This is a genomic window from Roseateles sp. GW823-FHT07B05 (assembly GCF_058794515.1).
The window spans coordinates 219,471-242,401 of the sequence record NZ_JBXAGX010000008.1 but is presented as its reverse complement, the minus strand read 5'-3'; the positions used below and the strand labels follow the sequence as shown (position 1 = coordinate 242,401).

Below are 22,931 nucleotides of genomic sequence, written 5' to 3'. Positions count from 1 at the left end.
CAGGAACTGATCCAGCGTGGCTACCAACGCGAATCAGCTGGCCAAGAGCGGCAAGTTCGGTGACCTGCGTCGCCGGCTTGTGTTCCTGGCGCTGGCCCTGGTTGTCTACCGCATCGGGGCGCATATCCCCGTGCCCGGTATCGACCCGGTCCAGCTGCAGCAGTTCTTCAAGGGTCAGGCCGGTGGCATCCTGAGCCTGTTCAACATGTTCTCGGGCGGCGCGCTGTCGCGCTTCACCGTGTTCGCGTTGGGCATCACGCCCTACATCTCGGCCTCCATCGTCATCCAGCTGATGACGTACGTCGTCCCGACGCTGGAGCAGCTGAAGAAGGAAGGCGAGGCGGGCCGCCGCAAGATCACGCAGTACACCCGTTACGGCACGCTAGGTCTCGCTCTGTTCCAGAGCCTGTCCATCGCGCTGGCACTGGAAGGCACGGCAGGTCTGGTGTTGAGCCCTGGTTTTGGCTTCCGTCTGACGGCGGTGTCCAGCCTGGTGGCCGGCACGATGTTCCTGATGTGGCTGGGTGAGCAGATCACCGAGCGTGGTCTGGGCAACGGCATCTCGATCCTGATCTTTGCCGGTATCGCGGCGGGCCTGCCCAGTGCGATCGGTGGTCTGTTCGAGCTGGTGCGCACCGGTGCGATGGGTTACGGCACGGCGCTGTTCATCGTGGCGCTGATCGTTGCGGTGACCTTCGTTGTGGTGTTCGTCGAACGTGGTCAGCGCAAGATCCTGGTGAACTACGCCAAGCGCCAGGTCGGTAACAAGGTCTATGGCGGCCAGTCGTCGCACCTGCCCTTGAAGCTGAACATGTCGGGCGTGATCCCGCCGATCTTCGCGTCGTCGATCATCCTGCTGCCGACCACGGTGGTGAGCTGGTTTGCGAACAGTGAAGGCCTGCGCTGGTTGAAGGACCTGGCTGGCGCGATCAGCCCGGGGCAGCCGATCTACGTGATGCTGTATGCCGGCGCGATCGTGTTCTTCTGCTTCTTCTACACGGCGCTCGTGTTCAATAGCCGCGAGACCGCTGACAACCTGAAGAAGAGTGGCGCGTTCATTCCGGGCATCCGTCCGGGTGAGCAGACCGCGAAGCACATCGACAAGATCCTGTCGCGACTGACGCTGGCTGGTGCGATCTACATCACGCTGGTCTGCCTGTTGCCCGAGTTCCTGACGCTGAAGTACAACGTGCCGTTCTATTTCGGTGGCACGTCCCTGTTGATCATCGTCGTCGTGACGATGGACTTCTGGGCTCAGGTGCAGAGCTACATCATGAGTCAGCAGTACGAATCACTGCTGAAGAAGGCAAGCTTCAAGCCCAGCTGAGGGTAGCGAGCTGTTGTTAGGAAAAATTTGAACTAACCCACACGAAGCGTAGGCATGGCGAAAGACGACGTCATTCAGATGCAGGGCGAGATTCTGGAGAACCTCCCCAACGCTACGTTTCGTGTGAAGTTGGAGAACGGGCATGTCGTTCTCGGTCACATCTCCGGCAAGATGCGGATGCACTACATCCGCATCCTGCCTGGCGACAAAGTGACTGTGGAGCTGACACCCTACGATTTGAGTCGTGCTCGCATCGTGTTCCGGGCGAAGTGAGCTGTTTGAACCCCCGGACGCGCCAAGAGCGCAAAAAGAGTTAGGCCAAGGAGCAGACCATGAAAGTTTCGGCATCCGTGAAGCAGATGTGCCGCAATTGCAAGATCATCCGCCGCAAGGGCGTGGTGCGCGTGATCTGCACCGACCCGCGCCACAAGCAGCGCCAGGGCTGATTGGCCGCACGACAGGACTAGAGGACCACCATGGCACGTATTGCTGGTATCAACATTCCGCCGCAAAAGCACACTGAGATCGGCCTGACTTCGATCTACGGCATTGGCCGTACGACCGCTCAGAAGATCTGCACGACTTGCGGTATCCCGTTCGAAAAGAAGGTCAAGGACCTGACTGACGGCGATCTCGAAAAGATCCGCGATGAAGTCAACAAGCTGACCATCGAAGGCGATCTGCGCCGTGAGCAGTCCATCAACATCAAGCGTCTGATGGACCTCGGCTGCTACCGTGGCTTCCGCCACCGCCGTGGCCTGCCGATGCGCGGCCAGCGCACCCGCACGAATGCCCGCACCCGCAAGGGTCCGCGCAAGTCGGCTGCGACCGGCAAGAAGTAAGCTGCCCGAACTGAAAGAAGGTCAATATGGCAAAGGCTCCCAACAATTCGGCGGCTCAGCGCGTTCGCAAGAAGGTTCGCAAGAACGTTGCTGACGGCATTGCGCACGTCCACGCGTCGTTCAACAATACCATCATCACCATCACCGACCGTCAAGGCGGCGCCCTGTCGTGGGCTTCGTCGGGCGGCCAGGGCTTCAAGGGTTCGCGCAAGTCGACGCCTTTCGCAGCCCAGGTGGCGGCTGAAGTGGCGGGTCGCGCTGCTCAAGAGCAGGGCATCAAGAACCTGGACGTCAAGATCAAGGGCCCGGGCCCGGGTCGCGAATCGTCGGTGCGCGCTCTGGCCGCCCTCGGCATCCGCATCAACTCGATCTCTGACGTGACGCCGGTGCCGCACAACGGCTGCCGTCCGCAGAAGCGTCGCCGCATCTAAGCAACTCCATCACCGCCAGGTGACAGGGATTTTGCAGATTCGGATGACGGTGCGATAATCGCGCGTTTTCCCGAAGCCGGCGGGCACTCAGGTGCCGCGCCGGCTTCAGTCTTGAGTTGGTCTCATTTCGCTGTGCGTGAAAGGACCGGCTCGTAAGCCCACCGTCCAAGCCCACAACAACACCGGCTGGACTCGCGTCAGGCAACTGGCGTCAGATTGAACAAGGACACTCAAAGTGGCACGCTACCTCGGCCCCAAGGCCAAACTTTCCCGCCGCGAAGGCACCGACCTCTACCTGAAGAGCGCCCGCCGCGCCATCAGCGACAAGGCCAAGTTCGACAGCAAGCCCGGCCAGCATGGCCGCACGTCCGGTCAGCGTACGTCTGACTTCGGCCTGCAGCTGCGCGAAAAGCAGAAGGTCAAGCGCATGTACGGCGTGCTGGAGCGCCAGTTCCGCCGCTACTTCGCCGAAGCCGAGCGCCGCAAGGGCTCGACCGGCGTGAACCTGCTGCAACTGCTGGAATCGCGCCTGGACAACGTCGTCTACCGCATGGGCTTCGGCTCCACCCGCGCAGAAGCCCGTCAGCTGGTTTCGCACAAGGGCATCGTGGTGAATGGCGAGGTCGTCAACATCGCTTCCTACCTGGTCAAGGCCGGTGACACCGTCGCCGTGCGCGAAAAGGCCAAGAAGCAGCTGCGCGTGACCGAGTCGTTCAAGCTGGCCGACTCCATCGGTCTGCCGGCCTGGGTGGCCGTTGACGGCACCAAGCTGGAAGGCGTGTTCAAGAAGGCGCCTGACCGCGACGAGTTCGGCGCCGAGATCAACGAATCGCTGATCGTCGAGTTGTACTCGCGTTAATCGTTCCCCCCGCCGATCACGCCTGCAAAGGCGCGGTCGGCGTTTCCTCGTCCGGGCTTATCCGCCCTTCGAAGGCTCTGCCCGGCTGGTCCTCAGCCTTATCGGTGTAACGAACCGAGGGTATTGAAAGAAAGACCTCATGCAAACCAACTTGCTCAAACCCAAGTCCATCAACGTGGAGCCCCTGGGCGGTCATCGCGCCAAGGTCACGCTGGAGCCGTTCGAACGCGGCTACGGTCACACCCTGGGCAATGCCCTGCGCCGTGTGCTGCTCTCGTCGATGGTGGGTTATGCGCCGACGGAAGTGACGATCGCCGGCGTGCTGCACGAGTACTCGGCCATCGACGGCGTGCAAGAGGACGTGGTTCACATCATGCTGAACCTCAAGGGCGTCGTCTTCCGCCTGCACAACCGCGAAGAAGTCACGCTGGTCCTGCGCAAGGAAGGTGAAGGTCCCGTCACGGCGGCTGACATCCAGACCCCGCACGACGTCGAGATCATCAACCCCGAGCACGTCATTGCCCACCTGTCGCAAGGCGGCAAGCTGGACATGCAGATCAAGGTCGAGAAGGGCCGCGGCTACGTGCCGGGCACGATGCGCCGCTTCGGCGACGAGCCGACCAAGAGCATCGGCCGCATCGTGCTGGACGCCTCGTTCAGCCCGGTCAAGCGCGTCAGCTACGCCGTCGAGAACGCCCGCGTCGAGCAGCGTACCGACCTGGACAAGCTGGTCATGGAAATCGAAACCAACGGCGCCATCTCGCCCGAGGAAGCGATCCGTGCTTCGGCCAAGATCCTGGTTGAGCAACTGGCTGTGTTCGCCCAGCTGCAAGGCACCGACCTGGTCGACGCCTTCGACCAGCCGGCCCAGCGCTCCAGCAGCTTCGATCCGATCCTGCTGCGCCCGGTCGACGAGCTCGAACTGACCGTGCGTTCGGCCAACTGCCTGAAGGCCGAAAACATCTACTACATCGGCGACCTGATCCAGCGCACCGAGACCGAGCTGCTGAAGACCCCGAACCTGGGTCGCAAGTCGCTCAACGAAATCAAGGAAGTGCTGGCTTCGCGCGGTCTGACTCTGGGCGCCCGCCTGGAAAACTGGCCGCCGCAAGGTCTGGACAAGCGTTAATTTTTAGAAGGGTGGCGCGCTGACCAACGCCACCCGGTGCACCCGCCAGTACCTGATCCGGCTGGCGGCATTAATGAAGTGAAAGGAAAAGCACCATGCGTCACCGTAACGGCCTCCGCAAACTCAACCGCACCAGCGCCCACCGCGCTGCCATGCTGCGCAACATGTGCGTGTCTCTGCTCGAGCACGAAGCGATCAAGACCACGGTCCCCAAGGCCAAGGAACTGCGTCGCGTCGTCGAGCCGCTGATCACGCTGGCCAAGGAACCCACGCTGGCCAACCGCCGCCTGGCGTTCGACCGCCTGCGCGACCGTGACATCGTCACCAAGCTGTTCAACGTGCTGGGCCCGCGCTTCGCGGCTCGTCCGGGCGGCTACACCCGCATCCTGAAGATGGGCTTCCGCGTCGGCGACAACGCGCCCATGGCTTTCGTTGAACTGGTGGATCGCGCCGAAGGCGAGACCGCTGGCGAAGCCGCCGAATAAGCTCAGCGTCCGCTGATCTGACAAGCCCGCCTCGCGCGGGCTTTTTTGCGCCCGCTGTTCAGCGTGGCAGCCAGTGCACGCTGTCGTCCCCCAGTACCGCAACGTGGGCGCCCAGCAAATCGCGCGGGCGCAGCGTGAAGGCGCCGGTCAGGCCGCCGAAGGCGGGCAGCACCAGCGCATGCGGGTGGCGCACGAAGCACGGGCGCCGCAGCCGGTCACCCGCGCGGCCGCGCAGGCTGACCGCTGGGTGCAGGTGCCCCGCCAGCGTGAAGCCGGGCGTGCCGTGCGGCGGCGGCTCATGGGCCGCTGCCAGCGGGCCCAGCGGCAGGACGCCGTTGACGGTCTGCAGCGGCAGTGCCGGCGGATGGATGCGCCGGTCGTGGTTGCCCAGCACCAGCACGGTGGCCACGCGCCGTGCGAACGCGGCGACGTCGTCCAGCAGCGCGGCCGTCAGCCCGTCGGCGCCGTGCCAGAAATCGCCCAGCACGATGAGCCGCTCGGCGCCGTGGCGGGTGACCAGCCCTTCCAGCCGCGCCAGCGTGCGCGCGCTGCTGCCGGCCGGCACCGGCTGGCCTTGTGCGCGGAAGGCCGCGCCCTTGCCGAGGTGCAGGTCGGCTGCGAACAGCGTGCGGGCGGCTGGCCACCAGACGGCGCCGTCCGGCAGCAGCCACAGCGTCTCGCCCGCGACGTCGAGGGGCAGGCTCACCGGCGCCTCCGGCGTTCGCGTGGCGCGCGCGGCGGGGCCGGCGCCTGGCCGAACGCCAGCCGCGCGCCAAGATCCACCGCCGCAGCCGGCTTGCCGCCCGCCGCGGCCTCCAGGTCGGCCAGCATGCGCGACAGCCGCTGCGCCAGCGACTCCGTGGACGCCCGCTCGCGCAGCCGCTCCACCATCAGCGGGAAGGCCAGCGGCGTCGCGCGCGCCGGCTGCTGCAGGTCCAGCTGCTGGCCCGCCAGGCGCGTGAGGCAGCGGTCCAGCGCGTCGACGTCCAGCTCCGCCGACAGCAGCTCGCCCTCGGCCTGGCGCAGCAGCCGGTTGCCGGGGTCGTGCTGGCGGAACACGTCGAAGTACAGCGACGCCGACGCCTGCAGCTGGCGCTGGCTGCGCGCCTCGCCCGGGTGGCTCTGGAAGATCAGCCCGGCGATGCGGGCGATCTGGCGGAAGCGCCGCCGCGCCAGCTCGCTGGCGTTCAGGCTGGCCAGCACCTCCTCGCGCAGCGTCTCGCGGCTCACCGGCGCCAGCAGCGGCTGCAGCCGGGCGGCCCAGTCGATCTCGGTGGCGCTCAGCAGCTCCAGCCCGTACTCGTTGACGGCCATCGTGAACGTGGCCGGCGTGTCGCGCCCGGCGCGCCAGGCCAGCAGCGCCGCCAGCCCCAGGTGGACGGTGCGGCCAGCGAAGGGGTAGAGGAAGAGGTGGTGCCCGTCCGCCGAGCGCATCGACTCGGCCAGCAACTGCTGCGACCCCGGCAGCGCCGACCAGTCGGCCTGCAGCCGCAGCAGCGGCGCGACGAAGCGCATCTCGCGGTCGGTGAAGCGGCCGTCGCGCGCCTCGTCGAAGCGGTCGCGCATCGCCTCGGCCAGCGTGTCGGAGATGGCGAACTGGCCGCCGTCCCAGCGCGGCAGCAGCGCCTTGCCCGGCGGAGCGGCGCGCACGTAGGCGGTCAGCCCCTCCACGCGCACCAGCGCCAGCGAGCGGCCGCCCAGCAGGAACACGTCGCCCGCCCGCAGCCGCGCGATGAAGCTCTCCTCCACCGTCGCGATGCGGCCGCCGGTCAGGAACTGCACGCTCATGACCGCGTCCGACACGATGGTGCCGATGTTGCTGCGGTGGCGCCGCGCCAGGCGCGCGTCGGGCACGCGCCAGACGCCGGCGTCGTCGGGCACCACGCGCTGGAAGTCCGGGTAGGCGCGCAGCGAGTCGCCGCCATGCCGCACGAAGTCCAGCGCCCACTGCCAGGCGCCGTCGCTCAGTGGCCGGTAGTTCGGTGCGCTGCGCACCTCGGGCAGCAGCTCGTCGGGCCGGAAGCCGCCGCCCAGCGCGATGGTGACGAGGTGCTGCACCAGCACGTCCAGCGGCGCTTCGGGCGGGCGGCGCGGCTCGATGCGGCCGGCCCGCACGGCCGCGCGCAGCGCCGAGGCCTCGATGATCTCCAGGCTGTGCGTGGGCACCAGCGTCACGTGCGAGCGCCGGCCCGGCGCGTGGCCGCTGCGGCCGGCGCGCTGCAGCAGCCGCGCCACGCCCTTGGCCGAGCCGATCTGCAGCACCTGCTCCACCGGCAGGAAGTCCACGCCCAGATCCAGACTCGCCGTGCAAACCACGCACTTGAGCTGACCCGCCTTCATCGCCGCCTCCACCCAGCGGCGCGCCTCGGCGTCCACCGAGCCGTGGTGCAGCGCGACGAGGCCGGCCCAGTCGGGCCGCGCTTCCAGCAGCGCCTGGAACCAGCGCTCGCATTGCGAGCGCGTGTTCGTGAACACCAGCGTACTGGCCGCAGCGTCGATGTGTTCGACGACCGCCGGCAGCATCGTCAGCCCCATGTGCCCGCCCCAGGCGAAGCGCTCGATGCGTGGCGGCAGCAGCGTGTCGATGACGATCTTCTTGTCCTGCGCCCCGCGCACGATGACCGCGCCGGGCGCCAGCGTGTCGGCGGCCTCCTCCAGGTTGGCCAGCGTGGCCGACAGGCCCCAGGTCATCAGCGCCGGGTTCCAGCGCCGCAGCCGCGCCAGCGCCAGCTGCAGCTGCACGCCGCGCTTGCTGCCCAGCAGCTCGTGCCATTCGTCGACGACGACCAGCCGCACGCGTCTCAGCACCTCCGGCGCGTCGGCGCGGGCGAGCATCAGGCTCAGCGACTCCGGCGTGGTGACGAGCGCCGTGGGCCAGCGGCGCTGCTGCGACGCGCGCTCGCCGCTGGAGGTGTCGCCGGTGCGGGCGGCCAGCGTCCAGTGCGGCGCCAGCGTGGCCGCGGCGTCCTGCAGCGCCAGCAGCGTGTCCTGGCTCAGCGCGCGCATCGGCGTGATCCACAGCACCGTCAGCGGCGCCTCGGCGTCGGCCAGCGCCTGCAGCGCGCCCAGCCACACGGCCAGCGTCTTGCCGCTGCCGGTGGTGGCATGCAGCAGGCCGGAGTGGCCGGCGCGCATGGCCTTCCAGACGTTCTTCTGGAACGGGAAGGCCTGCCAGCCGCGCGCGGCCAGCCAGTCAGTCGTCGGCGATGTGCTGGCCATGCGGCCCGACCTCCATCAGCGCGCGCAGCGTGTCCAGCGTGTCGGCCTCGTGCAGCGGCTTGTCGTCGCGGATGCGCAGCATGCGCGGGAAGCGCACGGCGATGCCGCTCTTGTGCCGCGTGCTGGCCTGCAGCCCTTCGAAGCCCAGCTCGAACACCAGTGTGGGCCGCACGCGCCGCACCGGGCCGAACTTCTCCACCGTCGTGCGGCGGATCTCGCGGTCCACGCGCTTGATCTCCTCGTCGGTCAGGCCCGAGTAGGCCTTGGCGAACGGCACCAGCACCAGCTCGCCGCCCGGCGCGTCCAGCGCGGCCTCGGCCTCCGTGGCATCGCGCGGCGCCCGGTTCCACACGGCGAAGCTGTAGTCGGTGTAGAGGTTGGCGCGGCGGCCGTGGCCGGCCTGCGCGTAGACCAGCACGGCGTCCACGCTGAGCGGCGCGACCTTCCATTTCCACCACGCCCCCACCGTGCGGCCGATGCCGTAGGCGGACTCGCGATGCTTCAGCATCAGGCCCTCGACGCGGCGTTCGCGCGAGCCTGCGCGGGCCGCGGCGAGGCCGGGCCAGTCGGCGGCGTCGACCAGCGGTGACACCGCGATGCCCAGGCGCTCCAGCCGCGCGCGCCGGGCGTGCATCGGCTCGGCGCGGCGGTCCACGCCGTCGCTCTCCAGCAGGTCGTAGGCCAGCAGCCGCACGGGCGCTTCGGCGAGGATGGCCTTGGACAGCCGGGTGCGGCCGATGCGCTTTTGCAGCAGCGCGAACGGCGCCGGCGCGGCCTCGCCATGGCGCCAGGCCAGCAGCTCGCCGTCGACGACCATGCCGTCGGGCCAGGTGCTGGCCTCCAGCGTCACCTCGGGGAAGCGCTCCGTCACCAGCTCCTCGCCGCGCGACCAGATCCACACCTGGCCGTCGCGCTTCACCACCTGCGCGCGGATGCCGTCGTACTTCCACTCGGCGAGCCAGTCGCCGCGCTCGCCCAGCGTGGCGGGCTCGACCACGAGCGGGTGCGCCAGGAAGAACGGGTAGGGCTGGCCGCCTCGCGCGCCGCCGGGCTCGTCGGCCAGCAGCGCCTGGAAGCGCTCGGCCGTCGGCGGCGTGTCGATCTGCGTGTAGCCCATCATGCGCTGCGCGATGCCGGCCGCGTCGGCGCCCGACCACTCGGCCAGCGCCCGCTGCACCAGCAGCTTGCTGACGCCGACGCGAAAGCCCCCGCCCACCAGCTTCACGTACATGAAGCGCTCGTCCGCCGACAGCCCGCGCCACGCGGCCAGCACGGCCTCGCGGCGCGCCGCGGCGTCCGCCTGGCGCAGCGGCAGGATGCGCTGCGTCATCCAGTCCGCGAGCGATGCGTCCAGGCGGTCCTCCGGGTCGGGCAGCACGTAGGCGATGGCTTCGGCCAGGTCGCCGGTGGCCGCGTAGCCGGCCTCGAACAGCCAGGTCGGCAGCGCGGCCGCCTCGCAGGCCAGCGCGCGCAGCTCGCCCGTGGGTACCGCGCGCCGCGGCGTGCCGCCGGCCAGCAGGTAGACCGCCCAGGCCGCGTCGCGCGGCGCAGCGTCGGCCAGGTAGCGCTTCAGCGCCGCCACCTTGGCCAGCGTGGACGTGCTGGCATCCAGCGCGAGGTAGAGGGCGACGAAATCCTTCATTCGGATGCCTCCGCGCCTGGCGTATCGTCGCCGTACTCGGTGGCGAAGGCCTCGGCCTGCAGGCCCAGTTCGGTCAGGTAGCGCACCAGCGTGCCCTCGTCGCCATGCGTGACGATGACGCGCTGCGCCCCGGTGGCGCGGATGGCCGACAGCAGCCCGGGCCAGTCGGCGTGGTCGCTGAACACGAAGCCGCGGTCCACGCCACGGCGCCGGCGCGCACCGCGCAGCCGCATCCAGCCGCTGGCGAAGGCATCGCCATGCGGGCCCAGCGCCTTGGCCCAGCGGCTGCCCTGCATGGCCGGCGGCGCGATGACGAGGGCGCCGCGCAGCGCCTTGAAGTTCGTCTCCGGCGTGACGGTCTCGACGTCGGGCAGTGCGATGCCCGCCTCGCGGTAGGCCGCGTTCAGCCGGGCCACGGCGCCGTGCACCAGCACCGGCCCGGGGGCGTCGGCCGTCGCGAGCCCGGCGACCAGCCGCTGCGCCTTGCCCAGGCTGTAGCCCATCAGCAGCGCGTGCCGGCCCTGCGCGGCGCAGTCCATCCACCAGTCGCGCATGTCGGCCAGCACCGCCGTCTGCGGCGCCCAGCGGTAGATCGGCAGCCCGAAGGTGCTCTCGGTGACGAACACGTCGCAGCACACCGGCTCGAACGGCGCGCAGGTCGTGTTGCAGTCGCCCGCGCCGCTGACGAAATAGTCGCCGGCGACCACCCACACCTGGCCGCCGTGCTCGAGGCGCACCTGCGCCGAGCCGAGCACGTGGCCGGCCGGGTGCAGGCTCACCGCCACGTCGCCGATGCGGCGTGTCTCCCCGTAGGCCAGCCCCTCCAGCGGTGCGTCGTCGCCCAGCCGGGCGCGCATCAGGCCCAGCGCGTCGCGCTGCGCGAGGTAGGCGCCGTGGCCGGGCCGGCAGTGGTCGGCATGCGCGTGCGTGATGACGGCGCGGTCCACCGGCAGCCAGGGGTCGATGTAGAAGCCGCCGGGCTCGCAGTAGAGCCCCTGCGGCCGGCGGGTCACCAGGTCGGGCATGCGTGCAGTGTGCCCAAGCCGCGGGCGCCGTGGCGGTGCCGGGTCTTGCGTCGGCGTTGTTGCCGACGACCGCGGGCGGTGCCGGCCTGCGCCACAGCCGCGCGGGGCGCCGCCGTCAGGGCCGCATGTCCGGCAGGCGCACCCGCACCTCCACGGGCAGGTGGTCCGACGGGAAGCGGCCGTGCATCGAGTCCGTCAGCGCCGCCCAGCTCAGCACCTCGATGCCGCGGGTGTGGAAGACGTGGTCGATGCGGTCCCGTTCGGCCAGCGGCGCGTCGATGCGAAAGCCCTGGAACGTGCCGGCCGGGCCGTAGGGCGGCGTGCGGCTGCTGGCGCGCGCGTCCTGCAGATCGGCGCTCAGCAATTGAAGCGGCTCGCTGCCGGGGCTGCTGTTGAAGTCGCCGATGACCAGCGTCGGCGCGTCGCCCGCCAGCGCCTTCCAGCGCGCCAGCAGCAGCCGCGCCGACTCGCGCCGCGCGACGACACCCTCGTGGTCGAAGTGCGTGTTGAACACGAAGAAGCGGCTGGCATCCTGGCGATCGCGCAGCTCCACCCACGTCGCGATGCGGTTGCAGCACCGGCCGTCCCAGCCCCGGGACGGCCGCTCCGGCGTCTCGCTGAGCCAGAACGTGCCCGAGCGCAGGATCTCGAAGCGCGCCTGGCGCACGAAGATGGCCGCGTGTTCGCCCTGGCCGGCGCCGTCGTCCCGGCCCACGCCCACGCGGGTGAAGCCGGCGAGCTGTGCCATGTCGGCCACCTGGTCGGGCAGCGCCTCCTGCGTGCCGATGATGTCCCAGCCGTGATGGCGTGCCATGGCCAGCACGTGCGCGCGCCGATGCGGCCAGGCATCGGGGCCGTCGCTGGCCACGTTCAGGCGCAGATTGAACGTCACGACACGCAGCGGCTCGCCGGCCTCGGCAGCGGCCGGAATCGCGGCGAAGGCGAGGCAGGTCAGCAGCCCGCGCAGGGCGATGGCAAAGAGCGTCATGAGGGTGGCGGCAGCGATGAGGGCGGCGCAGCGTACCGCCCGGTATCGCGCGCCCGCGCCCCTTCAGCGAAGTTTTTGAAAGTTCTTGCCCAGAGTCCGAAAACTGCGCTATACTGCTAGCTTCAGTCGCGGGGTGGAGCAGTCTGGTAGCTCGTTGGGCTCATAACCCAAAGGTCGTCGGTTCAAATCCGGCCCCCGCAACCAAGAAATACAGAGTCCGAAAAAGATTCAGCAAAGCCCGCCCCGTGCGGGCTTTGTCGTTTCTGGGCTGCGCCCCGGGTAGAAAGCGGGCTTCCCAACTGAAAGGGCGCCTGTGGCCGCGATGATCATCCTTCCCGGCAGCGTGTTCGAGTTCGTGGACGCGCAGCGGTTCCACGACTGGCTGGCCGCACACCACGACCAACGGGACGAGGTGTGGATCAAGATCCACAAGGTCGGCTCCGGCCTGGCGTCCATCACGTCCAAGGAGGCCATCGACGTGGTGCTGTGCTGGGGCTGGATCGACGGCATCCGCAAAGGCCTGGACGAGCAGAGCTTCCTGCAGCGCTACACGCCGCGCCGCGCCCGCAGCATCTGGAGCAAGGTCAACATCGCCAACGTCGAGCGGCTGACCCAGGCCGGGCGCATGACGCCGCACGGGCTTAGGGAGGTCGAGGCTGCCAAGGCGGATGGCCGCTGGGCCGACGCCTATGGCAGCGGCAAGGACATGCCGATTCCCCCCGACCTGCAGGCCGCCATCGACGCCGTGCCCGAGGCTCGGCGCATGCTGGCCGGCCTCAGCGCGCAGAACCGCTTCGCGCTGGCCTTCCGCGTGCACAACCTCAAGACCCCCGCCGGCCGCGCGCGCAGGATCGCCGCGTTCGTCGACATGCTGGCGCGCGGCGAGACTCTTCATCCGCAGAAGAAGAAATAGCGCGCCGCAAAAGCAAAACGACCGCCGTGGCGGTCGTTTTCTGCAGGAGCGGCAGCGATCAGCGTGCGGCGGCGCGCTTGCGTGTCCAGCCCAGCGCAGCCAGCGCGCCCATCGTCAGCGCGATGCCGGCCGGTTCCGGCAGGTCCGTCGGCGGCACGGCGGTGGCGCGCACCAGGCTGAAGTCGTCGAGGACCACCGAGTCGTCGGCGCCGGACACCACCAGCGAGCGGGCGACGCCACCCTTGAGGTCCAGCACGATGCGGTGCCAGTCGCAGAAGCTGGCGCCGGGTTCCGAGACGCAGCCGGTGTTGTCCAGCGCGCCCAGCGACCAGGACCGGCCGGTGCTGTGGTCGATGTTCTCGTACAGCGTGATGGTGGCGTTGGTGCCGGCCAGCGTGGCGTAGTACAGCGACGAGCCCGAGATGAAGCCTTCGGCGAAGTTCATCGTCAGGGACTGGCGCAGCGGGCTGGTGGAGCCGTTGCCCGGGTTGTCCGACAGCATCAGGGCACCGCAGCCGCTGGCGTTCGGCACGAACTTGACCAGCCCGTCACAGTCCTTGCTGGTCAGCACGCCCCAGGCGCTGCCCGTGAACTGGACGCCGCTGCTGGCACCGTAGTTGGTTTGCACCAGATTGACCATGCCGTTCACGTCGACGATGGTCGTGAGGTCCTCGAACGTGAACTCAGCCGGAGCAGGTGCGGCGAAGGCCGGTTGCAGGGCTGCAGTCAGGGCCAGGGCCAGGAATTTGCTCTTTGCGCGCATGACAGGTTCTCCGTCCGGGTGTTCGAGTTGGTTTGTGTGTGGGACTGTAAACAAGCGGCATATTTCACGGGGCGGCGTTGCCCCTTCAGTTGAGGGGGCGTGTGCGGTTGCCAACCTGGTTTAGGGGGTGTCCGGGGCCTTGGCTACACTGCCGGCGGTGGAAACCAAATGGCTTGAAGACTTCGTCAGCCTGGCCGAGACGCGCAGCTTTTCCCGCTCGGCCCAGTTGCGCCATGTGACGCAGCCGGCGTTCTCGCGCCGCATCCAGGCGCTGGAGGCTTGGGCGGGCGTCGACCTGGTGGACCGTTCGTCGTACCCGACAAGGCTGACGGCCGCCGGCACGACGCTGCTGGCGCAGGCGGTGGACCTGCTGGGCAACCTGCAGGCCACGCGCAACATGCTGCGCAGCCACCAGGCGGCCGACCAGGACATGATCGAGTTCGCCGTGCCGCACTCGCTGGCGTTCAGCTTCTTCCCGCACTGGTTGATGGGGCTGCGGCGCGGCTTCGGCGCGATCAAGTGCCGGCTCAACGCGGCCAACGTGCACGACGCGATGCTGCAGCTCAGCGAAGGCAACTGCGACCTGCTGCTGGTCTACCACCATGCCAGCCAGCCGCTGCAGCTGGACCCCGAGCGTTACCAGACGGCGTCGCTGGGCCACGAGACGCTGGCGCCCTACGCCAAGGTCGATGCCCACGGCGAGCCGCTGTTCCGGCTGCCGGGCCGGCCAGGCCAGAAGATCCCGTTCCTGAGCTACGCGGCCGGCGCCTACCTGGGGCGCATCGTGGAGCTCATCGTCAAGCAGGCCGACTGCGCGCTGAACCTGGACGCCATCTACGAGACCGACATGGCCGAGGGCCTGAAGGCGATGGCGCTGGAGGGGCATGGCCTGGCCTTCCTGCCGGCGAGCTCGGTGCAGAAGGAACTGGCCGGCGGCCGGCTCGTGCCGGCGGCCGCGCCGGCCGCGCCGGGCGCGTTCAGCGTCAGCATGGAACTGCGCATCTACCGCGAGCGGCCCGAGCTGTCGCGCCGGCACAAGCCGGCGGCGCAGGCGCTGTGGGATTACCTGGCTTCGGCCAATGGGGCCAAGTAAGGGCAATCCACATCGCGCTTATCGTGTAAACCCGTATTCGGGCGGGCCGCGGGCCGTGGTCTGCTCCCGAGTTGCTATCGAAAACCCTTTCCCTGTTGTTGGAGTCCCCATGAAGAAAGTTCTGCTCGTCGCCGCCCTGTTCGCCGGCGTCTCGGCCGCGCATGCGCAAGACACGCTGACGAAGCTGAAGACCAGCGGCGTCATCACGATGGGCGTGCGCGAGTCCTCCGGCCTGTCCTACACCATTGGCGACGGCAAGTACGTCGGCTACCACATCGATGTCTGCGACCGCGTCGTTGCCGATCTGCGCAAGCAGCTGGGCGGCAAGCTGGAGGTCAAGCACCAGCCCGTCACGTCAGCTAATCGCATCCAGCTGGTCACCAACGGCACGGTGGACCTGGAGTGCGGCTCCACCACCAACAACGTGCAGCGCCAGAAGGACGTCGCCTTCGCCGTGACGACCTATGTCGAGGAAGTGCGCATCGCCGTGAAGGCGAACTCGGGCATCACGTCCATCAACCAGCTCAACGGCAAGACCGTCGCGACGACCACCGGCACCACGTCGGTGCAGACGCTGCGCAAGCACGAGCGCGCCACGGGCGTGGACTTCAAGGAAGTGTTCGGCAAGGACCACGCCGACAGCTTCCTGCTGCTGGAGTCGGGCCGCGCGGACGCGTTCGTCATGGACGGCTCCATCCTGGCCAAGAACATCGCCACGTCCAAGAACCCGGCGGAGTTCAAGATCGTCGGCGAGGTGCTGAACGTCGAGCCCATCGCGATCATGATGCGCAAGGACGACCCCGCCTTCAAGAAGGCCGTGGACGACAGCATCAAGGGCCTGATGAAGTCGGGCGAGCTGGCCAAGATCTACGACAAGTGGTTCATGCAGCCCATCCCGCCGACCAACGCCAAGATCGGCCTGCCGGTCTCCGCGGCGAACAAGGACGCTTGGGCCAACCCGAACGACAAGCCGATGGAAGAGTACGCCGCGAAGAAGTGATCGCAGGCACGGTTTGAGCTAACACGAAGCGGGTGCGAGGCACCCGCTTCGTTCTGGGAGAGACGATGAGTTGGGACTGGCAGGTGTTCTGCAGGAACACGCTGGATCAGGAGGTCATCGGCAGCTGCTTCGGCAGCAACGGTGACATCACCTATCTGCAATGGATGACGTCGGCCTGGGGCTGGACGTTGAGCGTCGCCGTGCTGGCGCTGGTGCTGGCCTTGAGCGTGGGGTCGCTGATGGGCGTGCTGCGCACGGTGCCCAACCGCGGGCTGGTGTTCCTCGGCAATGCGTGGACGGAGCTGTTCCGCAACGTCCCGCTGCTGGTGCAGATCTTCCTCTGGTACCACGTGCTGCCGTCGATCTTCACGAGCCTGCGCGCCATTCCCAGCTTCGTGCTGGTCGTCTTCGCGCTGGGTTTCTTCACATCGGCGCGCATCGCCGAGCAGGTCAAGGCGGGCATTCAGAGCCTGCCCAAGGGCCAGCGCTACGCAGGCCTGGCGATGGGCTTCACGCTGCCGCAGACCTACCGCTACGTGCTGCTGCCGATGGCGTTTCGCATCGTCATCCCGCCGCTGACCAGCGAGAGCATGAACATCATCAAGAACTCGTCGGTGGCCTTCGCGGTCAGCATCGCCGAGCTGACGATGTTCTCCATCCAGGCCAGCGAGGAAACCTCGCGCAGCATCGAGATCTACCTCGCGGCGACGGCGCTTTACTTCGTGTCCGCCTTCGCGATCAACCGCGTGGCCCTCGTCATCGAGAACCGGGTGCGCGTGCCCGGCATGGTGGGGGGCAAGTGATGGAACTCGACTTCTCGTTCCTCAGCTGGCAGGTCGTTTCCAGCTTTGTCGCCAAGGGCTTCTTCTTCTCCATCCAGCTGACGCTGATCGCGATGATCGGCGGCATCGTGCTCGGCACGCTGCTGGCGCTGATGCGCCTGTCCGGCAAGCCGTGGCTGGAGATGCCCGCAGCGGCCTACGTCAACACGCTGCGCTCCATCCCGCTGGTGATGGTGATCCTGTGGTTCTTCCTGCTCATCCCGCTGCTGACGGGCAAGCCGCTGGGCGCGGAGCTGTCGGCCATCGTCACGTTCACGCTGTTCGAGGCGGCGTACTACTCCGAGATCATGCGCGCCGGCATCCAGAGCGTGCCCAAGGGCCAGGTGTACGCCGGCTACGCGGTGGGCATGAGCTACCGGCAGACCATGCAGCTGGTGGTGCTGCCGCAGGCCTTCCGCAACATGCTGCCGGTGCTGCTGACGCAGACCATCATCCTGTTCCAGGACACCTCGCTGGTCTACGCCATCGGTGCTTACGACCTGCTCAAGGGCTTCGAGGTGGCCGGCAAGAACTTCAACCGTCCGGTCGAGACCTACCTCGTCGCCGCGGTCATCTACTTCGTCATCTGCTTCGGCCTGTCCATGACGGTGCGCCGTCTGCAGGCCAAGATCCAGATCATTCGTTAACGGCGCCTCCCCATGATCGACATCAAGAACGTTTCCAAGTGGTACGGCAGCTTCCAGGTGCTGACCGACTGCACGACGTCCATCCAGAAGGGCGAGGTCGTCGTCGTCTGCGGGCCGTCGGGCTCGGGCAAGTCCACGCTGATCAAGACGGTCAACGCGCTGGAGCCTTTCCAGAAGGGCGACATCGTCGTCGACGGCGTCTCCATCGCCGACCCCAAGACCAACCTGCCCAAGCTGCGTTCGCGCGTGGGCATGGTGTTCCAGCACTTCGAGCTGTTCCCGCATCTGTCGGTGACCGAGAACCTGACCATCGCGCAGGTCAAGGTGCTGGGCCGCTCGCTGGACGACGCCAAGACGCGCGGCATGAAGATGCTGGACCGCGTGGGCCTGTCGGCGCACAAGGACAAGTTCCCCGGCCAGCTGTCCGGCGGCCAGCAGCAGCGCGTGGCGATTGCCCGCGCGCTGTCCATGGACCCCATCGTCATGCTGTTCGACGAGCCGACGTCGGCGCTGGACCCGGAGATGGTGGGCGAGGTGCTGGACGTGATGGTGCAGCTGGCCCACGAGGGCATGACCATGATGTGCGTGACGCACGAGATGGGCTTTGCCAAGCGCGTCAGCAACCGCGTCATCTTCATGGACGCCGGCAAGATCATCGAGGACTGCAGCAGCGCCGACTTCTTTGGCAAGCCCGAGGAGCGCTCGCCGCGCGCCAAGGACTTCCTGGCCAAGATCCTCCAGCATTGAAAAAGGGCGCCGCGCGGCGCCCTCCGAGGACGACAGGCCCGCTCCCGCGGGCCTGTTTCATTCAGGGCTCGATGGCCGCGCCGACGACCGCGCCGGCCGCGATGGTGCCGATGCGCGTCGCCTTGCCGGTGGCCAGGTCGATGCGGTACCAGGCCGAGCTGCCGCCCGTCGTGATGGCCGCGTAGGCGGCGTTGGACAGGTCGGAGATGTCCAGCGTCGCGCGCTGGAAGCTGCCGATGCCCAGTGACCCCACCGTCCACAGCCGCCCCGTGTTGGGCGACACCGCGGGCTGCACGCCTTCCTTGCTGCCCTGGTGCACCAGCACGCCCTGGCGGCCGTCCAGCGCGTAGTTGGTGGTGATCTTGTCGTTGTCCTTGTTGTACGTGTAGCCGGCCGCCACGATGGCCGGCGTCTTGCCGGCGTTCACGTCCGTCGCGTCGTAGGCCAGCCGGCCGTCGAACTGCACGCCTGGCGCGTTGGGGTCGCCGTCCACGATGGCGCCGGTGTCCGGGTGCAGCCGCAGGTTGAAGCCCGCGTCGTTGACGACGCGGATGCGGTCCACCGTCGGGTTGAAGTCCACGCCCCACTCGCTGGCGCCTTCCTTGGGCAGCGCGCTGGGTGTACCGACGGCGCTGGCGGCGCCGGTCCTGGTGTCGATGCGGTAGAGCTGGCCGCTGGCGCCGAGGCCGAACAGCTGGCCCTTGGCGACGCGGTAGTCGATGCCCAGCAACGTGTCGCCCGCGGCCAGCCCCGTCAGTGCCCGGGACGACAGCGTCTTCTGCGGCTGCCCGGCGTTGAACTGCACCAGCTGGTTGCCCGTGGTCACCGCGTAGATGGTTTCCTTGGCCGGCGGGCCCAGCGGCTCCGAGGGCGGCGTGGCGCAGCCCGCCAGCAGTGCGGCGGCGGTGGCGAGCACGAAGGCGGAACGTGTCATGGCTTCTCCGGAAGATGAGGCGCCCGATTTATACGCGGGCACCTCGCTTCGCGGATGCCACTCCGTCACAGGAACATGCCGCCAGATGCTTCCACGCGTTGACCGGTGATCCAGCCGGCGCCCGGGCGCATCAGGGCCGCCGCAGCGCCGCCGATGTCGTCGGCCTCGCCGACGCGGCCCAGCGCCGTGACGGACGCGACGAAGCGGTTCAGCTCCGCGTTGTCGCGCACCGCGCCGCCGCCGAAGTCTGTCGCGATGGCGCCGGGCGCCAGCGTGTTGACGCGGATGCCGCGCGCGGCCAGCTCGTGGGCCTGGTAGCGGCTCAGCACCTCCACCGCGCCCTTCATCGCCGCGTAGGCCGCGTAGCCGGGGATGGTGAAGCGCGCCAGACCGCTGGAGATGTTGAGCACGCGGGCGCCGTCGGCCAGCAGCGGCAGCAGCGCCTGGGTCAGGAAGAACGGGCCCTTCAGATGGATGGCCAGCATCGCGTCGAACTGCGCCGGCGTCGTCTCGGCAAAGCTGGCGTGGGCACCGGCGCCGGCGTTGTTGATGAGGCCGTCGAGCTGGCGGGCGCCCCAGCCGGCGAGGCCGTCGCGCAGCTGCGTGGCGAAGGCCGCGAAGCTCGCCGTGTCGGCCACGTCCAGCGGCAGCGCCAACGCGCGCCGGCCCAGAGCCTGGATCTGCGCGACGACGGCGTCGGCGGCCGCGCGGGCGTCGCGGTAGGTCAGCACGACGTCGTGGCCGTCGCGGGCCAGCGCCAGCGCCATGCTGGCGCCCAGGCCGCGGCTGCCGCCGGTGATGAGGGTGATGGGGGTGGTGGTGGTCATGAGGTTCTCCGTGAGGGATGGGACGGCATGAAATTTATTGTTTTGGTGAAAGTGGATAAAGTCATCGCAATTGAATTGACTGTGCTCTGAATGGAATCCAATCTGGATCTGGCCGCGCTGCGCGTCTTCCTGCAGGTGGCCGAGCTGGCGCACTTCAGCCGCGCGGCCGACGAGCTGGGGCTGCCCAAGGGCCGCGTCAGCCAGGTCGTGCGCGATCTGGAGGCGCAGCTGGGCACGCGGCTGTTTCAGCGCACCACGCGGCGCGTCAGCCTGACGTCCGACGGCGAGCTGCTGGCCGAGCGCGCCCGCGGCCTGCTGGCGGATGCCACCGAGATCGAGGCGCTGTTCCAGCAGGACCGCCAGCTCACCGGCCGGCTGCGCGTGGACATGCCGGTGCGGCTGGCCATGGGCCGCGTCGTGCCGGCGCTGCCGGGCTTCCTGGCCGAGCACCCGGGCCTGCAGGTGGAGGTGAGCTGCACCGACCGGCGCGTGGACCTGGTGGAGGAGGGCTTCGACTGCGTGCTGCGCGTGGGCGCCGTGCACGACCCCATGCTGGTGGCGCGGCCGCTGGGCCAGGTCAGCCTCATCAACGTGGCGAGCCCGGCCTACCTCGCTGCGCGCGGCACGCCGCTGGTGCCGCAGGACCTGCTCGCGCAGGGGCACGAGCTGGTGCACTACAGCCAGGCGCTGGCGGACCGCCGCTCGCGCTTCGAGTGGGTGGACGCCGACGGCCGCGAGCACAGCCTGGCCGTGCCGGCGCGCGTCAGCGTCAACCACACCGACGCCTACGAAGGTGCGGCGCTCGCGGGCATGGGCATCATCCAGGGGCCGCGCGTGGGCCTGCGCGCGGCGGTGGCCGAGGGCCGGCTGGTGCGTGTGCTGGCGGGCTTTGAGCCGGCGCCCATGCCCGTCAACCTCGTCATGAGCCAGCGCCGCAACACGCCGCGGCGCGTGCGCGTGTTCATGGACTGGCTGGCCGCGCAGCTCGCGAGCTACCTGGACGACGACAATCCCGACCCATCATGACCGACACCCTCCTCCTCACCCGCCCCGACGACTGGCATCTGCACCTGCGCGACGAGGCGGCGCTGGCCAGCGTGCTGCCTTACACCGCGCGCCAGTTCGCCCGCGCCATCGTCATGCCCAACCTGCGCCCACCGGTCACCACCGCCGCGCAGGCCGTGGCCTACCGCGAGCGCATCCTGGCGGCGTTGCCGGAAGGTTCCGACTTCCAGCCGCTGATGACGATGTACCTGACGGACAACACGCCGCCGGACGAGATCAAGCGCGCCAAGGACGCCGGCGTCGTCGCGCTGAAGCTCTACCCGGCCGGCGCCACGACCAACAGCGATGCCGGCGTCACCGACATCCGCAAGACCTACGCGACGCTGGAGGCCATGCAGCGCGAAGGCCTGCTGTTCCTCGTGCACGGCGAGGTGACGGACGCCGACATCGACGTGTTCGACCGCGAGGCCGTGTTCGTCGACCGCGTGATGACGCCGCTGCGCGCGGCCATGCCCGAGCTGAAGGTCGTGTTCGAGCACATCACGACGAAGGAAGCCGCGCAGTACGTGACCGATGCCGACCGCTTCACGGCCGCCACCATCACGCCGCAGCACCTGCTCTACAACCGCAACGCCCTCTTCACCGGCGGCCTGCGCCCGCACTACTACTGCCTGCCCGTGCTCAAGCGCGAGGAGCACCGCCAGGCGCTGCTGAAGGCGGCGGCGTCGGGCTCGTCCAAGTTCTTCCTCGGCACCGACAGCGCGCCGCACGCCGCGCAGTTGAAGGAGAACTCGGTCTGCGGCGCCGGCTGCTTCACGGCCGTGTCGGCGCTGGAGCTGTACGCCGAAGCCTTCGAAGGCATAGCTGCGCTCGACAAGCTGAATGCCTTCGCCGGCCACCACGGCCCCGACTTCTACGGCCTGCCGCGCAACACCGACACCGTCACGCTCAAGCGCGAGCCGTGGACGCTGCCCAGCGCCGTGCCCTTCGGCGAGGCGCAGCTCAAGCCGCTGCGTGGCGGCGAAACGCTGAACTGGAAACTCATCGCATGAACATGCAGGACAAGAAAGTCGCCTTCCTCGTCGACTTCGACAACGTCGCCACCGACGTCATCGAGCAGGCGCTGAACATGGTGTTCAAGGACTACGGCGCCGCCCACATCCGCCGCGCCTACTGCAACGCCGAGCAGGCGCTGCGTGAGCAGTCGTTCCTGAAGCGGCTGGGGCTGCGCGCCATCGTCAACCTCGCCATCGGCAAGAACTCGACGGACATCGCGCTGGCCGTGGATGCGATGGAGCTGGCCATCAGCGAGAAGCCCGACGTCATCGTGCTGGTGTCGTCGGACAGCGATTTCGCGCCGCTGGTGCTGCGCCTGCGCGAGAAGGGCGCCTGGCTGCGCGGCTTCGGCCAGTACGGCAAGACGGGTGACGGCGTCATCCAGATCTACGACCAGTTCAACGAGCTGGCCCACGGCCCGGGCCGCAGCGCGCGCGAGGCCGCACCGGCCAAGGCAGCAGCGGGCGGCCGGGGCGGCCGCCGCGGTGGCCGTGCGGCCGGCGGCAACGGCCGCCCGCAGCCCGAGGCACCGCGCGCCAGCCCGGCGCCGCGCCCGCCGCGTGCCGACGTGGTGGCGCCGCTGCCGGCGCCGGCCGTGGCCGAGGTGCTGGAGCCTGTCGTGGCCGACGTGCCGGTGTCGATCGAGGCGCCTGCCGCCGTGGCGCAGGCGCCCGAGGCGGCCACCGCGCCCAAGCCGGCGGCCAAGGCGGCGCGCAAGCCGCGCGCCAAGGCCGAGGCCAAGCCCACGCCTGCGGCCAAGGCCCCCGCCGAGCCAGCCAAGCCCGTGGCGGCCCCCAAGCCGGCCAAGGCAGCGGCCGTTGCCGCCGCAGACGACCCGCAGGTTGCTGCCGCCAAGGAGATCAACGCCGTGCTGGCGCTGCTGCCCAAGCTCATCGACGGCCAGTGGCATGACCTGGGCGCCGCGGCCAAGGTGCTGAAGGACGCCGGCCTGTTGCCGAAGTCCGCGCCGGCGACCAAGCTGTTCCGCAAGCACCCCCACGCCTTCCAGCTGCAGCCCGAGAAGCAGCCGAACCAGGTCCGCTTCGCCACCTGATGATCGAGGCGGCCAGTTGCCGGCGGGTGCCCACTGCATCACGCCGGTCCAGCGTCTGCCGGCCGGGGCTTGTGCAAACCCAGGCTAGCATCGGCGCCCACCCGGGAGGTGTTGCTTGCTGATG

General features: G+C 68.9%; 25 protein-coding genes and 1 tRNA gene. 18 read left to right on the top strand and 8 right to left on the bottom strand.

Translation table 11 applies throughout. The features are described from left to right. The first annotated feature begins 16 nt into the window (after nt 1-16). The 8 genes from secY (at nt 17) to rplQ (ending at nt 5,073) form a co-directional block, all read left to right on the top strand. On the top strand, nt 17-1,327 hold the full coding sequence (gene secY / locus AC1Q7O_RS18495; RefSeq protein WP_492662408.1) for a preprotein translocase subunit SecY: 1,311 nt from the start codon (nt 17-19) through the stop codon (nt 1,325-1,327). A gap of 54 nt (nt 1,328-1,381) precedes the next feature. Further along, nucleotides 1,382-1,600 carry a translation initiation factor IF-1 gene (gene infA / locus AC1Q7O_RS18490; RefSeq protein WP_009855680.1) on the top strand — a complete coding sequence of 73 codons (219 nt, stop codon included), beginning with the start codon at nt 1,382-1,384 and terminating at the stop codon, nt 1,598-1,600. 59 nt (nt 1,601-1,659) lie between these two features. After that, a complete protein-coding gene (gene rpmJ, locus AC1Q7O_RS18485; protein ID WP_056194202.1) occupies nt 1,660-1,773 on the top strand; it encodes a 50S ribosomal protein L36 in 114 nt (37 codons plus the stop codon). A 30-nt stretch (nt 1,774-1,803) separates the two neighbouring features. Then, the gene (gene rpsM / locus AC1Q7O_RS18480; RefSeq protein WP_132576742.1) at nt 1,804-2,169 is read left to right on the top strand and encodes a 30S ribosomal protein S13; all 366 of its coding nucleotides are present in this window, start codon (nt 1,804-1,806) and stop codon (nt 2,167-2,169) included. Between the two features lie 26 nt (nt 2,170-2,195). Next, complete coding sequence (gene rpsK, locus AC1Q7O_RS18475) at nt 2,196-2,600, top strand: 30S ribosomal protein S11 (RefSeq protein WP_056194196.1); 405 nt, start codon at nt 2,196-2,198, stop codon at nt 2,598-2,600. 235 nt (nt 2,601-2,835) lie between these two features. Further along, on the top strand, nt 2,836-3,459 hold the full coding sequence (rpsD, locus tag AC1Q7O_RS18470; protein WP_394402120.1) for a 30S ribosomal protein S4: 624 nt from the start codon (nt 2,836-2,838) through the stop codon (nt 3,457-3,459). A gap of 139 nt (nt 3,460-3,598) precedes the next feature. Next, nucleotides 3,599-4,588: a DNA-directed RNA polymerase subunit alpha gene (locus tag AC1Q7O_RS18465; RefSeq protein ID WP_056194188.1), complete on the top strand. Its 990-nt coding sequence runs from the start codon at nt 3,599-3,601 to the stop codon at nt 4,586-4,588. 95 nt (nt 4,589-4,683) lie between these two features. Next, on the top strand, nt 4,684-5,073 hold the full coding sequence (rplQ, locus tag AC1Q7O_RS18460; protein WP_119046650.1) for a 50S ribosomal protein L17: 390 nt from the start codon (nt 4,684-4,686) through the stop codon (nt 5,071-5,073). A 58-nt stretch (nt 5,074-5,131) separates the two neighbouring features. On the opposite strand, the gene pdeM is transcribed toward rplQ, so the two are convergent. The 5 genes from pdeM to AC1Q7O_RS18435 all read right to left on the bottom strand — a co-directional run bounded on the left by pdeM (nt 5,132) and on the right by AC1Q7O_RS18435 (nt 11,947). Beyond that, nucleotides 5,132-5,779 carry a ligase-associated DNA damage response endonuclease PdeM gene (gene pdeM / locus AC1Q7O_RS18455; RefSeq protein WP_492662409.1) on the bottom strand — a complete coding sequence of 216 codons (648 nt, stop codon included), beginning with the start codon at nt 5,777-5,779 and terminating at the stop codon, nt 5,132-5,134. Then, nucleotides 5,776-8,292 carry a ligase-associated DNA damage response DEXH box helicase gene (locus tag AC1Q7O_RS18450; protein ID WP_492662410.1) on the bottom strand — a complete coding sequence of 839 codons (2,517 nt, stop codon included), beginning with the start codon at nt 8,290-8,292 and terminating at the stop codon, nt 5,776-5,778. Before AC1Q7O_RS18450 ends, pdeM begins: the two co-directional genes overlap by 4 nt. Further along, complete coding sequence (locus tag AC1Q7O_RS18445) at nt 8,267-9,934, bottom strand: ATP-dependent DNA ligase (RefSeq protein WP_492662411.1); 1,668 nt, start codon at nt 9,932-9,934, stop codon at nt 8,267-8,269. The genes AC1Q7O_RS18450 and AC1Q7O_RS18445 overlap by 26 nt, the downstream gene beginning before the upstream one ends. Next, nucleotides 9,931-10,959: a ligase-associated DNA damage response exonuclease gene (locus AC1Q7O_RS18440; protein WP_492662412.1), complete on the bottom strand. Its 1,029-nt coding sequence runs from the start codon at nt 10,957-10,959 to the stop codon at nt 9,931-9,933. The genes AC1Q7O_RS18445 and AC1Q7O_RS18440 overlap by 4 nt, the downstream gene beginning before the upstream one ends. A 115-nt stretch (nt 10,960-11,074) precedes the next feature. Beyond that, entirely contained in the window at nt 11,075-11,947 is an 873-nt protein-coding gene (locus AC1Q7O_RS18435; RefSeq protein WP_492662413.1) for an endonuclease/exonuclease/phosphatase family protein, read from the bottom strand. 127 nt (nt 11,948-12,074) lie between these two features. Here AC1Q7O_RS18435 and AC1Q7O_RS18430 point away from each other — a divergent pair. Further along, nucleotides 12,075-12,151 (top strand) — tRNA-Met (locus AC1Q7O_RS18430). 118 nt (nt 12,152-12,269) lie between these two features. After that, nucleotides 12,270-12,860 (top strand): YdeI/OmpD-associated family protein, encoded by a 591-nt coding sequence (locus tag AC1Q7O_RS18425; protein WP_492662414.1) that lies wholly within the window; start codon nt 12,270-12,272, stop codon nt 12,858-12,860. A gap of 58 nt (nt 12,861-12,918) precedes the next feature. On the opposite strand, the gene AC1Q7O_RS18420 is transcribed toward AC1Q7O_RS18425, so the two are convergent. After that, nucleotides 12,919-13,623 (bottom strand): hypothetical protein, encoded by a 705-nt coding sequence (locus tag AC1Q7O_RS18420; protein ID WP_492662415.1) that lies wholly within the window; start codon nt 13,621-13,623, stop codon nt 12,919-12,921. A 157-nt stretch (nt 13,624-13,780) separates the two neighbouring features. Between AC1Q7O_RS18420 and AC1Q7O_RS18415 the strand changes: the two genes are divergently transcribed. The 5 genes from AC1Q7O_RS18415 to AC1Q7O_RS18395 all read left to right on the top strand — a co-directional run bounded on the left by AC1Q7O_RS18415 (nt 13,781) and on the right by AC1Q7O_RS18395 (nt 17,931). Further along, nucleotides 13,781-14,716 (top strand): LysR substrate-binding domain-containing protein, encoded by a 936-nt coding sequence (locus AC1Q7O_RS18415; RefSeq protein ID WP_492662416.1) that lies wholly within the window; start codon nt 13,781-13,783, stop codon nt 14,714-14,716. Between the two features lie 109 nt (nt 14,717-14,825). Continuing rightward, nucleotides 14,826-15,716, top strand: coding sequence for an amino acid ABC transporter substrate-binding protein (locus AC1Q7O_RS18410; RefSeq protein WP_492662417.1), 891 nt, complete (start codon nt 14,826-14,828; stop codon nt 15,714-15,716). A gap of 65 nt (nt 15,717-15,781) precedes the next feature. Then, nucleotides 15,782-16,519 carry an amino acid ABC transporter permease gene (locus AC1Q7O_RS18405; protein ID WP_492662418.1) on the top strand — a complete coding sequence of 246 codons (738 nt, stop codon included), beginning with the start codon at nt 15,782-15,784 and terminating at the stop codon, nt 16,517-16,519. Then, complete coding sequence (locus AC1Q7O_RS18400; protein WP_492662419.1) at nt 16,519-17,184, top strand: amino acid ABC transporter permease; 666 nt, start codon at nt 16,519-16,521, stop codon at nt 17,182-17,184. The genes AC1Q7O_RS18405 and AC1Q7O_RS18400 overlap by 1 nt, the downstream gene beginning before the upstream one ends. 12 nt (nt 17,185-17,196) lie before the next feature. Next, on the top strand, nt 17,197-17,931 hold the full coding sequence (locus AC1Q7O_RS18395; RefSeq protein ID WP_492662420.1) for an amino acid ABC transporter ATP-binding protein: 735 nt from the start codon (nt 17,197-17,199) through the stop codon (nt 17,929-17,931). A gap of 61 nt (nt 17,932-17,992) precedes the next feature. On the opposite strand, the gene AC1Q7O_RS18390 is transcribed toward AC1Q7O_RS18395, so the two are convergent. Continuing rightward, nucleotides 17,993-18,865, bottom strand: a complete 873-nt coding sequence (locus tag AC1Q7O_RS18390) for a DUF4394 domain-containing protein (RefSeq protein ID WP_492662421.1) — start codon at nt 18,863-18,865, stop codon at nt 17,993-17,995. Between the two features lie 65 nt (nt 18,866-18,930). Next, nucleotides 18,931-19,692: an SDR family NAD(P)-dependent oxidoreductase gene (locus AC1Q7O_RS18385; RefSeq protein WP_492662422.1), complete on the bottom strand. Its 762-nt coding sequence runs from the start codon at nt 19,690-19,692 to the stop codon at nt 18,931-18,933. Between the two features lie 90 nt (nt 19,693-19,782). Here AC1Q7O_RS18385 and AC1Q7O_RS18380 point away from each other — a divergent pair, with 90 nt between their 5' ends. From AC1Q7O_RS18380 to AC1Q7O_RS18370, 3 genes are read left to right on the top strand one after another with little or no spacing between them, the layout of a single operon-like run. Continuing rightward, nucleotides 19,783-20,718: a LysR family transcriptional regulator gene (locus tag AC1Q7O_RS18380; protein WP_492662423.1), complete on the top strand. Its 936-nt coding sequence runs from the start codon at nt 19,783-19,785 to the stop codon at nt 20,716-20,718. Next, entirely contained in the window at nt 20,715-21,749 is a 1,035-nt protein-coding gene (gene pyrC, locus AC1Q7O_RS18375) for a dihydroorotase (protein WP_492662424.1), read from the top strand. The genes AC1Q7O_RS18380 and pyrC overlap by 4 nt, the downstream gene beginning before the upstream one ends. After that, on the top strand, nt 21,746-22,807 hold the full coding sequence (locus AC1Q7O_RS18370) for an NYN domain-containing protein (RefSeq protein ID WP_492662732.1): 1,062 nt from the start codon (nt 21,746-21,748) through the stop codon (nt 22,805-22,807). Before pyrC ends, AC1Q7O_RS18370 begins: the two co-directional genes overlap by 4 nt. Nucleotides 22,808-22,931: the final 124 nt, after the last annotated feature.

Coding starts and splice junctions, on each gene's coding strand:
- AC1Q7O_RS18425 (WP_492662414.1), top strand. CDS start 12,270: ATGATCATCCTTCCCGGCAGCGTGTTCGAGTTCGTGGACGCGCAGCGG.
- pyrC (WP_492662424.1), top strand. CDS start 20,715: ATGACCGACACCCTCCTCCTCACCCGCCCCGACGACTGGCATCTGCAC.
- AC1Q7O_RS18385 (WP_492662422.1), bottom strand. CDS start 19,692: ATGACCACCACCACCCCCATCACCCTCATCACCGGCGGCAGCCGCGGC.
- AC1Q7O_RS18445 (WP_492662411.1), bottom strand. CDS start 9,934: ATGAAGGATTTCGTCGCCCTCTACCTCGCGCTGGATGCCAGCACGTCC.
- infA (WP_009855680.1), top strand. CDS start 1,382: ATGGCGAAAGACGACGTCATTCAGATGCAGGGCGAGATTCTGGAGAAC.
- rplQ (WP_119046650.1), top strand. CDS start 4,684: ATGCGTCACCGTAACGGCCTCCGCAAACTCAACCGCACCAGCGCCCAC.
- AC1Q7O_RS18450 (WP_492662410.1), bottom strand. CDS start 8,292: ATGGCCAGCACATCGCCGACGACTGACTGGCTGGCCGCGCGCGGCTGG.
- AC1Q7O_RS18435 (WP_492662413.1), bottom strand. CDS start 11,947: ATGACGCTCTTTGCCATCGCCCTGCGCGGGCTGCTGACCTGCCTCGCC.
- AC1Q7O_RS18405 (WP_492662418.1), top strand. CDS start 15,782: ATGAGTTGGGACTGGCAGGTGTTCTGCAGGAACACGCTGGATCAGGAG.
- AC1Q7O_RS18420 (WP_492662415.1), bottom strand. CDS start 13,623: ATGCGCGCAAAGAGCAAATTCCTGGCCCTGGCCCTGACTGCAGCCCTG.
- AC1Q7O_RS18410 (WP_492662417.1), top strand. CDS start 14,826: ATGAAGAAAGTTCTGCTCGTCGCCGCCCTGTTCGCCGGCGTCTCGGCC.
- rpsK (WP_056194196.1), top strand. CDS start 2,196: ATGGCAAAGGCTCCCAACAATTCGGCGGCTCAGCGCGTTCGCAAGAAG.
- AC1Q7O_RS18380 (WP_492662423.1), top strand. CDS start 19,783: ATGGAATCCAATCTGGATCTGGCCGCGCTGCGCGTCTTCCTGCAGGTG.
- AC1Q7O_RS18370 (WP_492662732.1), top strand. CDS start 21,746: ATGAACATGCAGGACAAGAAAGTCGCCTTCCTCGTCGACTTCGACAAC.
- rpmJ (WP_056194202.1), top strand. CDS start 1,660: ATGAAAGTTTCGGCATCCGTGAAGCAGATGTGCCGCAATTGCAAGATC.
- rpsM (WP_132576742.1), top strand. CDS start 1,804: ATGGCACGTATTGCTGGTATCAACATTCCGCCGCAAAAGCACACTGAG.
- AC1Q7O_RS18390 (WP_492662421.1), bottom strand. CDS start 18,865: ATGACACGTTCCGCCTTCGTGCTCGCCACCGCCGCCGCACTGCTGGCG.
- AC1Q7O_RS18400 (WP_492662419.1), top strand. CDS start 16,519: ATGGAACTCGACTTCTCGTTCCTCAGCTGGCAGGTCGTTTCCAGCTTT.
- AC1Q7O_RS18395 (WP_492662420.1), top strand. CDS start 17,197: ATGATCGACATCAAGAACGTTTCCAAGTGGTACGGCAGCTTCCAGGTG.
- AC1Q7O_RS18465 (WP_056194188.1), top strand. CDS start 3,599: ATGCAAACCAACTTGCTCAAACCCAAGTCCATCAACGTGGAGCCCCTG.
- AC1Q7O_RS18440 (WP_492662412.1), bottom strand. CDS start 10,959: ATGCCCGACCTGGTGACCCGCCGGCCGCAGGGGCTCTACTGCGAGCCC.